Source organism: Crocosphaera sp. XPORK-15E (genome assembly GCF_034931425.1).
Taxonomy (GTDB): domain Bacteria; phylum Cyanobacteriota; class Cyanobacteriia; order Cyanobacteriales; family Microcystaceae; genus UHCC-0190.
The window spans coordinates 12728-23971 of record NZ_JAYGHQ010000018.1 but is presented as its reverse complement, the minus strand read 5'-3'; the positions used below and the strand labels follow the sequence as shown (position 1 = coordinate 23971).

Sequence of the window (11244 nt, the reverse complement as noted above, 5' to 3'; positions counted from 1 at the left end):
CTATCCTTTAAATTTTAAATCAATATACTTGGTCATGATTACCAATATCGACAAATACAACTTTGCCATCATCAGTAAAGTAAAATAACACTCTTTGATCATACTCAAGACTAAAACTCCACAAATCTTTAAGTTTACCCGACAATTTATGAGTTTTTAAGGTTATATCAAAGGGATTATCTCTAAATTGCTCTAATTTTACCCTAAATTTTTTTTCTAGGTTTTCATTTCCTTGAATACGCTTTTTGAAAGCACGTTTAAAAGAATCACTAAAACTGATTTCGGGCATTAATCTTCCAAAGAGTGCATTAATTCATCTATATCTGACGAAAATTTTAACTTACCTGCTTTTTCTTCCCCTTGACTGACCAAATAATTCTCATAAATTTCTTCTCGCTTTTCTTCTCGCAAATATTGAGCCAAAAGAGCTTGAATCTCTTCCTTTTCTGGTAAAGAAAGGGTTTTAATTGCTTCTACTACATCACTAAAACTCATTATTTTGTTACTCACCCTGTCACTAATAGATATATTGTACTCAAACCTAACTTAATCGACAAAAAACGGTGGGAAATTGTTACCCACCGTCAAAATTGATGATTAATAATTAACCAGAATGTTACTTAGTTTCTGAGAACTCGGCATCAATGACATCATCGCCACCGCTAGAAGTACCGCCACCAGGGGCAGCACCACCGTCACCACCAGGGGCAGCACCAGGCGCACCGCCAGCTTGTTGATACATACTGGTACCAATGCTATAAAGGGTTTGCTGTAACTCTTCTGTGAGGGTTTTGATCTGATCATCATTATCTTGGGCGAGGGCTTCCTTAAGATCCTTAATTAACCCTTCTGCCTTCGTTTTATCCGCAGGAGGCACCTTATCCCCTAACTCAGTCAGTTGTTTTTCCGCTTGGTAAACTAAAGAGTCAGCTTGGTTCTTGCGGTCAATTTTTTCCCGACGCTCCTTATCTGTTGCGGCGTTAGACTCTGCTTCTTTCACCATGCGCTCAACTTCCGTATCAGGCAGAGTAGAAGCCCCAGTAATACTGATAGACTGTTCTTTGCCAGTTCCTTTATCCTTAGCGGTTACGTTGAGGATACCATTAGCATCAATATCAAAGGTTACTTCAATTTGAGGCACACCACGAGGAGAGGGAGGAATACCATCTAGACGGAATACCCCTAAATCTTTATTATCTCTGGCCATTTCCCGTTCCCCTTGGAGAACATGAATTTCGACATTGGTTTGACCATCAACTGCTGTAGAGAAGACCTCAAATTTTTTGGTGGGAATGGTGGTGTTACGGGGAATAATTTTGGTCATGACACCCCCTAATGTTTCTACCCCAAGAGAAAGGGGAGTCACGTCTAATAACAGGATGTCCTTAACTTCTCCCGATAAAACACCCCCTTGAATAGCAGCACCCATGGCCACCACTTCATCAGGGTTAACCCCTTTATGGGGTTCTTTGTTTAAGACTTTTTGGACTAATTCTTGTACCGCAGGAATACGGGTTGAACCCCCAACTAAGACAACTTCATCAATATCACTATTGCTCAGTTTTGCATCCTTCATGGCCTTTTCCACGGGAATGCGAGAGCGATCAATTAAATCGGAACAAAGTTCTTCAAATTTAGCTCTGGTAAGGGTTGTATCTAGGTGTTTGGGCCCTTCTTGCGTCGCGGTAATGAAGGGCAGGTTAATTTCCGTTTGAGTGACGCTAGAGAGTTCAATTTTGGCTTTTTCTGCGGCTTCAGTTAAACGTTGTAGGGCCTGTTTATCTTTCCGCAGTTCAATACCTTCATTTTTCTGGAAGTCTGCCGCTAAATAATCGACAATTTTTTTATCAAAGTCATCTCCCCCTAAGTGGGTGTCTCCAGAGGTGGCCAATACTTCAAATACGCCGTCCCCTACTTCTAAAATAGATACGTCAAAGGTTCCACCCCCTAAGTCAAAGACGAGGATAGTTTCATTACTTTTTTTATCTAACCCGTAAGCTAAGGAAGCGGCTGTGGGTTCGTTAATGATGCGTTTTACTTCAATTCCGGCAATTTTCCCCGCGTCTTTGGTGGCTTGACGTTGAGAGTCGTTAAAATAAGCAGGAACGGTAATTACAGCTTCGGTAACGGTTTCCCCTAAATATTTGCTGGCATCTTCGACTAATTTACGCAGCACTTGGGCGGAAATTTCTTCGGGGGCAAATTGTTTGCTTTGGGCGGGACAGTCTAATTTGACGTTCCCATTACTATCGCGCAATACTTTATAAGATACTTCCGTCGCTTCGGTGGTGACTTCTTCATTTTTACGCCCAATGAAGCGTTTTACCGAATAAAAAGTGTTTTCGGGGTTCATTACCGCTTGACGCTTGGCAATTTGTCCTACTAAGCGATCGCCATTTTTGGCATAAGCAACAACCGAGGGGGTGGTGCGAAACCCTTCCGCATTGGCAATGACTGTAGGTTTTCCCCCTTCCATAACGGCCACACAAGAGTTTGTGGTTCCTAAATCAATTCCGACAACTTTTCCCATATCCACAACTCCAAAATTACTATAAGACCGACTGGATAATTAGTTTGAGTGAGCAGTATTAATAAATAGTTGATCTCTATCCAGCTATTCATATCTATAGTGACGGGATTGGGACTATCTATGGTAGTGTAGTTTTCCGAACCTAGGATGACGGTTTGACTTTTTTTTCCTCACTTCCTATCAATAGGATTGAGTTGATTGACCAATGGGCCAATCTTCACGGGGGGGAAAAGACTGATCGGAATGAAACGCTGTCCCTCCAGGTTCAGCCGGCCGATTTAAACGCAGGGCTGCCCCAAATCCTAACCCAGCAGCACTAGAAATTGCGCTAGTAATCAACAAAAATTCTAAGATAAACAACCAAGGACGAGATTTATTGTCAGATTTTGCTAATTTCATGAACGTCTCAACACCACACCAGAAATTAAATCTTTATTAACTTACCGATAGAGCTTACCTTGAGATGTCAAATTTGCCAAGTCTTTTTATTGTCGAGACACAACCGAAAAATTCTTGAATGTAATGATTTGTTGTTAATTAAAAGTGAAACCAACAACCCCCTAATTGCTTCAATAACAATCAGGGAGAGCCTTGGGGAAACTCTTTTTTTTCCTGAAAGTTCTCAAAATAAGGGGACAATTCATCTAGTGTAACCCCCGATACTGGGAAATTTGGTAAAACTAGGTTAACGTAGTCGATGATGAGTTTATTTTATAGATTTCACGATCTTACGTTAAAGCCTAGCTCAAATCACAAAAATAAAACCTTAAAAAAGTATTACGGTTTTATAATAGAAAATGTTATCAGGAGGAAAAAAGAGTGTTTACTCGATTAGCGCAACAACACCGTGATTTTGTGAAAGACTTGGTAATGAACCTCCAAGCCTTAGCCGTTGTCCTTGAAAACCGAGGTTATTTAGCTTCTTGCTACACTTGTGGCGATCAGCTAAACAGTGCATCGTTTATGGTCAGTTTAAGCGAAAACCATCTCATCCGTTTTTTAGTTTCTGATTATGGAATTACCTGGACAGAAATGCGCGATGATCGTGAATTGATGAAATTAGAAGGGGCAGAAGCCATTAGCCAATTGCAAGAATTAGCCAATTTGATTAAATATCAATATCCTTCACCATCTCAAGATAAATCAGCCGCCCAAAAACTGCCTCAACTGGAAACGATGGTTTAAACAGAGCAAAGACAATTAACAACCATTGATCTCTAACCTAATTATCCGATAACCAGACCAATTCTTCTGGAAATTGAGGGATAGAATCAATTAATTTTTTTGTATAGTCTGTCTCAGGATTATTTATAATTTTATCGGCTGGGCCAATTTCTTCAATTTCTCCTTTATTCATTACCATAATGCGATCGCTCATAAATCGGACAACGCTTAAATCATGGGAAATGAAGATACAAGTTAATTTAAGCTTTTCTTGTAGGTCTTTTAATAAGTTCAAAACTTCAGCCTGTACCGAAACATCTAAGGCAGATACAGACTCATCACAAATAAGAAAACGAGGGTTTAATACTAAAGCCCTTGCAATACAAACTCGCTGTCTTTGTCCCCCAGAAAATTCGTGAGGATAGCGATTGAAACTCTCTTTTTCTAACCCGACTAATGTTAATAATTCCTCAACAATTTCTTTTCTCTTTCTGGCCTTATTTTCTGTTTTATGGATAATCATTGGTTCCATAATTGCTTGACCAACGGTTAATCTTGGGTTTAAGGAATTATAAGGATTTTGAAAAACAATTTGCAGATCTTTTCTAATCTTGCGGAGTGCTTTATTTCCCCTTAAGAGCAGATTATTTTTGTCATCACAGGTTGATTCATTTTGAGAACTATCAGCAAGAGTTAATTTACCTTCAGAACTATTAGCAGAGGTTGAGCCAATTTGAGGACTAGATGAAATATCAAACTCAATGAAAGAATTTTGGTAGTACGGTAGAAGTAGTGATCTCCATAAAAGTATTGATCTCCATCTACATAACTTGCTCTTTAGGCGTTGCTTAATCGAGGTATGAAAATAAAAATTCAATAATCTGAAATATTGATCACTTAAGAGTTTAGCGATCGCCAGTAAATAGAAATCATACCCACAATCAGCAACGCCGCTCTTTATAAGAAGCCCTATCGCAAAAATCACTACTTGTTTACCACTACCAGAATTTTTGTTTTTTGTAGCAGGAATTAATCTCAAAATTGCTCTAGCTAAGGTCGATTTTCCACAACCAGATTCTCCTACCAATCCTAATATCTCTCCTTCATAAACATCAAATGAAATATTCTTAACTGCCGTGACGACATCTTTTTTTAAGCCAAAAATGCTTGATTTCCCAAATTCAACTGTCAAATTTCTAACGCGGAGCATTACTTGCTGTTTTTCTGTTTTTGTCTGTTTAGTCTGGGAATTAGTGTCATCATCAGCAGTATTCTTATCAATCAAATCAGGTTCTTTTGGCAAACTAGGGGGTTGTTCCCCAGAAGCATCCCATTTTTGTAAAAGCATCATCCAAAGTAATGATAACCCAAGGGTTTCAGTACCTCTTAACAAGGCTAATATGCAAAAATTGACAATGAGAAAATCCCCAACTGTTGGCAATCTATCTAATTTAATATGTAAGGGGGGACGACAGGCTAATAAACCTTTAGTATAGGGTTCTTTGGGACTGGAAAAAATTTGTATTCTATCTCCTTTCTCAACAATTTTGCCCTTCTTCATGACCAATATTTGATCAGCCACTTCATTAATTACTCCTAAGTCATGGGAAATAAAAATCATGGACATTTCCCGTTCTTTACAAATATTACGCAGGAGTTGTAAAATTCCTTTTTGAACCGTAACATCTAGAGCAGTTGTCGGTTCATCTGCAATTAATATGGTGGGTTCACAAGAAATAGCCATGCCAATCATTACCCGTTGTAATTGTCCCCCAGAAAGTTCATGGGGATAACGCTTTAAATAGGCTTCTTTTTGCTGTTTAATATAAGCTTCTAATTGCTTCTTGACTGAGCCATTTTCGGGTTGAAATTGCTTTAAATATTTTTCTTCTAATTGTTCATCACTAAGGATCACTTTAACTTCTTGTAGTAAAGCAATTGCTTGATTATTCGCCTGTTCTTGGTTAATATTTTGATGTAATTTAATCGCTTCTGTTAATTGATATCCAATGGTATAAACAGGATTAAAAGAACTCATGGGTTCTTGAAAAATCATAGCAATCTTTGCACCCCGATACTCTGTCCATTGTTGGGGTTTTAATTGCGTCAATTCAACTTTGTCTTGTTGGGGTGGATAAAAAGTAATTGTTCCCTTAGCAATTTTTCCAGGAGATTGAATTAATCCCATGATAGCCAAAGAAGTGACAGATTTTCCTGACCCTGACTCTCCCACAATGCCCAGAATTTTCCCTCTTTCTAGCTGAAAACTAATATTATCAACAACTGGCTTAGGTTCAAACTCCCCTTGTCTGGGAAATTCAACTCTGAGATCACAAACATCAAGAACAACGTCATTCATAACTCTAGTCTATGGAAGTTTAAACGAATTTTAACTTATTTTTTCCCATCTTTATACCTCCAGGGGACTCCCGTTACAGGTCAGGCGGACGCATACTTCGGCTGCGCTCAGCACAAGTCGAGGCGTAGCCGAGTACCGCCGAACCCAAGAGCGGGAGGGGAAGGTCGTTCAATAAACAAACTGAGGGTCGCGAATTCTTATCCCTAAAACGCATAATTGTAACCGTCATTTTGATGAATTTGAGTTAGATATTTAGGGTGAACATCGAATTTCTTATCAGGTAATTGAAGAACAAAACTAGGTCTGAATCTGATAGCAATTCTGCCTGTATATTGTCCCGTAAATTTACCTTTAGGAATTGATGCCAATACCAAATTTCCTGTTTGAAATCCTTGAAAGAATTTAGCTTTTGGAGCATGGCTTTTAGGAAAACCAAATTTGTCAGGACGGCATCGTTGCCTTGTTCCGTGTCCTGTTGCCTTAATTAACAAAGGTTGATTGGTTTTGAAAATTAAATCATCAGGGACTTGACCGACACAAGCTGCATCCTGCCAATGGGTTTTTGGTACTTTTAATCGTTTGCGATTAAACTTAGTTAATCCACCACTGCCTGTTTCTACTGGCAAACCTAATTCTTTAAGGGAATTAACTAATGCCCAACGGGTAGAGTTAACAGCAGCAGCATCTTTTAAAGGTGTTTTTGCCTGTTTTAAAATGCGGTTAACTAAGTCAGGTTTTCCTTTGAGAAAATCTTTGATGTCTTGATTTCCTTTAGCTTGATTACAATCGTGACAAGCTAAAGTTAAGTTAGAAACTCGATCACTTCCAGACTTTGATCTTGGTTGAATGTGGTCAACTTCAAAAGGTTTATCTGTCACTCCACAATACTGACAAGTCCGATTAAATTTAGCTAATAAATATTCTCGAACTTCCCACCCGTAAAGGGTTCCGTGTTGATACTCAACACCAGTGATTTCAGGGTTTTCCTGCTTTTGCAAATCAAATCTAACTAACTCAACAGCAAGAGAATTAATCGGAATATATCGAATTAATCTTTTAACCCAAGTTAACGTAGTATCAACTCGATGCTGTAAAGATGGAGCCAACCAACCTTCCTGACGTTTTCTGTTAAGAAATCGCGGTTGACGATAACGAGTTTTACGCCCACGTCTTCCCCTTCTTAATTGTCGCCGTGAAGTCAAATCATCTTTGATGTTTTGACCTCGATGCTGTAGCTCTGCCCCCCAAATTACTTGGTTGTCTTGAACTAAAGCAATGCCCGTAAACTTAGAACCTGGGTCTAGTTTAAGGACAATATTTTTGGGTGTTTCTGTTATTTCCTCCTTCAATATAATAGTGAAAGGATAGCGTCTAAGTACAGCCGCTTTTCCTTCTTTCAATAACCGTCTTGCCTGTCCAGGGTGAACAGGGTTTAATGGTTTTTTTGTTGTGTCTAAAACAAATACAAAGTTTTGCATTTTAGTCTCCCGTTAGGGGTAATGTTTGCCTCGTTCTGTTATCTAGTCTTGTTAGGTCTAACTCACTTCCTTAACCCGTTTAAAGATGTTTAAAATTAGACGACAGTTGCTCTAAGCTGGCACGCACCTAGAGGTGTCTTGAACTAGATAACGTCTCCTAGAAATTCTAGGGAACTGGTCACGTCTTGGACTCTTTCAAGCCCCCGTTAGACCGCTCTTAGCGGTTAGCGGTGGGTTCGTGACTTGATAGAGAGCTTTTTCTTAACTCCATAAAGTTGCTTAAAATTATAATAACAATTGATTGAAAATAACTTTAATACACACTTTGAGCATTTTGTCAACCCCAAGCAATTATACTTAGGCTAAAAACAGTACAAATGCTCAAAAAAGTAGTAGAAAAACACCAATATTCAAATAAAGTTCGCTCTTAATGGGATGATGACAACGAAATAATGATACTTGTAGGGACTATTTTTAGGACAAGACACACTGGCTGTAGATTTTTATCTTCTTCAAATCATACCATAAAGGCGTAACTTCGTTCCTAATTAAAAAAAATTCTCATTACTTGTCAAGAGCAATGAGAATTGATTTATTGTTATTTTAAAACAAATATACTTGATTAATTAGATTAACTTATCAATTAGTCTGATGAGGCTTCCTGTTCAATAGAATGCTTCTCAATGGGGCCTAATTGTTGACGAACATCATCAATGGCATGATTAAGTTGAGAAATCTTCTCTTCTAAGCGGTGACGGGCCATTTCAATACTTTCTTCATGAGACAATTTGTCCCGTTTTGCTGATTTCAGTAAGGATGAACCTTCTTCTTCATTATTATTATCAAGACGAGACGTAACCACTGCCCCAATAATTCCCCCAACAATTCCCCCGACTAGGGTTCCCACTAAAAATCCGCCTGTAAATCCATCCCGTTGACTCATAATTCTTGACCTTAATATTCATCAATAATTCTATATTTTAGGTTCCGAAGGCGCGATCGCCCGCATCTCCCAAGCCAGGAACAATATATCCTTGATCATTAATCCCTTCATCAATAATAGCGGTATAGATTGTCAAACTGGGATAATGTTGGCTCAATTGTTGCAAAGCAGGAGGAGCAGCTACTATCGAAATAATCCGCATTAAAGCCGGATCTCCACCCCGTTTAGTTATTTCTGCCATAGCCGTCATAATTGACCCCCCAGTGGCTAACATGGGTTCTAAGACAATGATTTGGGTTTCGGGCTTAAATTGTTCGGGGAGTTTATTGAGATAACAACTGGCTTTTAAGGTTTCTTCGTTGCGAACCAGGCCCAAATGATAAGTAGAGGCCAAGGGGAGTAAGGTTTGGGCCCCATCTAATAAAGCGAGTCCTGCTCGTAAAATGGGGATGATAGCGATGGGAATTTCAGGATTAATCAAAGTTGCGGGGCAAGGGGCCAGAGGAGTTTTAACCGTCGTCTCGAAGGTGGGAAACCAATAACGGGTGGCCTCGTAGGTTAACCACCGTCCTAATTCTGTCATAGCCGTTTTAAACAAGACAGAGGGCGTATTGACATCCCTGGCCACTGCTAACCAGTGTTTAACCAGGGGATGATCGGGGACATAAACGCGGAGTTGAAAAGTCATGAGTATCGGGGGAGAAAGTAAGGTTTATTCTGGGGACAATTCCAATTCCTTAAGACGAGTTTGGGCCGGTTCAAAATCCGGTTGAATTTCTACGGTTTTACGATAATAGGCGATCGCTTCTTCCACTCGTCCCAGTTGTTCCAAGGCACTGGCCCGATTGTACCAAGCTTGGTAATAGCTTGGTTGTCCTTCAATCACCCGCTCAAAACAGACGATCGCTTCTTCAAATTGTCCCATGTTGTATAACACGAGGCCTTTACCATTGAGGGATTGAAATTCTTGGGGGTTGAGGGCGATAACCCGATCAAAACTAGCGATCGCTTCTTCAAATTGTCCTAGCTCTCCCAAGGCACTGGCCCGATTGTGCCATGCTTGGATGAAATTGGGGTCAATTTCTAAGACTTTTTCCCAACTGGCGATCGCCCCTTCTAAGTCTCCCAATTTTAGTTGTTGCTCTGCTTGTTCTAACCAAAATTCAAGAGACTCTGGGTTTTCCTGGGAATTTTCTGAGTTTTCCTGGGAGTTTTCTGGACTTTGCTGAGTTTCTGACTGACGAATAATCGCATCAATAATAGCTTGAGGTTGGGTTGAGTCTAAGCCAAATTGTTGAGCAAGTTGGGCAGCAAATTCCTGATCTTGGTCAAGTCTGGTGGCTAATTCTTCTAAAGTTAAGGTGAGAGTTTCGACTTCGGGTTCTTCTGTGGAGGACTGGGAGGGCATGACTGGGGGGAGGCCATTTCCTAGGGAGGGAGGGGTGATCTGAGTTTCCATGATATCTGTCACGAAATGATCGGGCCCTTCATATTCCCAAACCGTACTATCTGATTCTCTGGTGTAGAGTTTTCGCCCAATTTCGTAAGCCGTTTGGCCTATAGGCTCTATGGCTTGAAAAGACTGGGCTAATTCCCCTAAACGCATCATGCGGGCAGCTAATTGTAAGTTAGGGGCTGAGGAGGCCAAAGCTTTTTGCCCAAATCGTTCTAACCAGTCCACCCAAAGTTTGGCTTTTCCCCGTTCCCCTAAATCTTCAAAATACTTGAGAATTCTGCCTTCATGCCATCCGTGGGCCACTCCATCTAGTAGCTGGCTAAACAAAAATTCGTAATCAGTGTCGGTTAAGGGAAGCTTAGCAGAGGTTTCCCCATTTTGATAACGGCCTGATGCCAAGGGAGATGAGGCAAAAAACTGACCTAAAAATTGTTTAATCCATTGCCAGATGCGTTTGAGTAAACCCTGCATATTAATGTTTCTAGACTTTGATGATGAAAGAGAAATCAGTATTTTGACAACCCTCGTTCAATTTTATCCTAATGGGGTCTGAATAAGTGAAAATGATCGGGATGATAAAGGTTAGAACGACTATTTTTACTAGGGTTTAGGGCTGGACTAATTAAATAAAGGGTGGTACGAATCAAGTTTTCTGCTTGGGTTACTTGGGCCATTTTTTCTAAGGGAACAATTCGGATTTTTTCATCGGGCCAACCAATGCGGAAACAGATGGCAACTGGGGTATTAGGGGGATAATATTTGAGTAATTTTTCTTGGGATGTTTCGACATGACGGGCGGCTAAATAAAGACATAAACTGGCTTGATGGGCCGCTAAACTGCTTAATTCTTCTGTATCAGGAACTTGAGACGCACTGCCACTAATACGGGTTAAAATAATTGTCTGTACTAAGTCGGGAATGGTTAATTCTGTGCCAATTTTTGCGGCTGCTGCTTGAAAGGCACTAATTCCAGGAATCAATTCAAAGGGAATATTTTCTGCTAAAAGTCTTTGTATTTGTTCATGAATGGCACTATATAAGGTTAAATCTCCTGAATGTAAACGAACCACTGAACAATTATTTTTTACCTTTTCAATCATCATTATCATGATTTCTTCCAAGGTTTTGTTACCTGTGGGAATTATATTGGCATCATCACGAACATCTTTTAAGATTTGTTGGGGTACTAAAGAATTAGCATACAAAATTACATCAGCTTGACTGATAATTTTATATGCTTTTAAGGTTAATAATTCGGGATCGCCTGGCCCCGCACCAATGAAATAAACTGCAGGTTTTAAATGAGTCATGTAG

At 39.7% G+C, this 11244-nt stretch carries 11 protein-coding genes; 1 reads left to right on the top strand and 10 read right to left on the bottom strand.

Annotation, left to right across the window (positions count from 1 at the left end; translation table 11 throughout):
* Positions 1 to 19 precede the first annotated feature (19 nt).
* The 4 genes from VB691_RS19635 to VB691_RS19620 all read right to left on the bottom strand — a co-directional run bounded on the left by VB691_RS19635 (position 20) and on the right by VB691_RS19620 (position 2929).
* On the bottom strand, positions 20 to 289 hold the full coding sequence (locus VB691_RS19635; RefSeq protein ID WP_323293219.1) for a type II toxin-antitoxin system mRNA interferase toxin, RelE/StbE family: 270 nt from the start codon (positions 287 to 289) through the stop codon (positions 20 to 22).
* Positions 289 to 495, bottom strand: coding sequence for a hypothetical protein (locus VB691_RS19630; protein WP_323293218.1), 207 nt, complete (start codon positions 493 to 495; stop codon positions 289 to 291). The genes VB691_RS19635 and VB691_RS19630 overlap by 1 nt, the downstream gene beginning before the upstream one ends.
* Before the next feature lie 121 nt (positions 496 to 616).
* On the bottom strand, positions 617 to 2530 hold the full coding sequence (dnaK, locus tag VB691_RS19625; protein ID WP_323293217.1) for a molecular chaperone DnaK: 1914 nt from the start codon (positions 2528 to 2530) through the stop codon (positions 617 to 619).
* A gap of 180 nt (positions 2531 to 2710) precedes the next feature.
* Entirely contained in the window at positions 2711 to 2929 is a 219-nt protein-coding gene (locus VB691_RS19620; RefSeq protein ID WP_323293216.1) for a hypothetical protein, read from the bottom strand.
* Between the two features lie 420 nt (positions 2930 to 3349).
* Here VB691_RS19620 and VB691_RS19615 point away from each other — a divergent pair, with 420 nt between their 5' ends.
* Positions 3350 to 3715, top strand: a complete 366-nt coding sequence (locus VB691_RS19615; protein ID WP_323293215.1) for a DUF1815 family protein — start codon at positions 3350 to 3352, stop codon at positions 3713 to 3715.
* Between the two features lie 37 nt (positions 3716 to 3752).
* Here VB691_RS19615 and VB691_RS19610 read toward each other — a convergent pair whose 3' ends face one another.
* The 6 genes from VB691_RS19610 to cobM all read right to left on the bottom strand — a co-directional run bounded on the left by VB691_RS19610 (position 3753) and on the right by cobM (position 11240).
* Positions 3753 to 6053, bottom strand: coding sequence for an ABC transporter ATP-binding protein (locus VB691_RS19610; RefSeq protein ID WP_323293214.1), 2301 nt, complete (start codon positions 6051 to 6053; stop codon positions 3753 to 3755).
* A gap of 203 nt (positions 6054 to 6256) precedes the next feature.
* Positions 6257 to 7531 carry an RNA-guided endonuclease IscB gene (gene iscB, locus VB691_RS19605; RefSeq protein WP_323293213.1) on the bottom strand — a complete coding sequence of 425 codons (1275 nt, stop codon included), beginning with the start codon at positions 7529 to 7531 and terminating at the stop codon, positions 6257 to 6259.
* Positions 7532 to 8174: 643 nt separating this feature from the next.
* Positions 8175 to 8474, bottom strand: coding sequence for a hypothetical protein (locus VB691_RS19600; RefSeq protein WP_323293212.1), 300 nt, complete (start codon positions 8472 to 8474; stop codon positions 8175 to 8177).
* Positions 8475 to 8511: 37 nt separating this feature from the next.
* Positions 8512 to 9162: a uracil phosphoribosyltransferase gene (upp, locus tag VB691_RS19595; protein ID WP_323293211.1), complete on the bottom strand. Its 651-nt coding sequence runs from the start codon at positions 9160 to 9162 to the stop codon at positions 8512 to 8514.
* 24 nt (positions 9163 to 9186) lie between these two features.
* Positions 9187 to 10401 (bottom strand): tetratricopeptide repeat protein, encoded by a 1215-nt coding sequence (locus tag VB691_RS19590; RefSeq protein ID WP_323293210.1) that lies wholly within the window; start codon positions 10399 to 10401, stop codon positions 9187 to 9189.
* A 68-nt stretch (positions 10402 to 10469) separates the two neighbouring features.
* The gene (cobM, locus tag VB691_RS19585; protein ID WP_323293209.1) at positions 10470 to 11240 is read right to left on the bottom strand and encodes a precorrin-4 C(11)-methyltransferase; all 771 of its coding nucleotides are present in this window, start codon (positions 11238 to 11240) and stop codon (positions 10470 to 10472) included.
* Positions 11241 to 11244 lie beyond the last annotated feature (4 nt).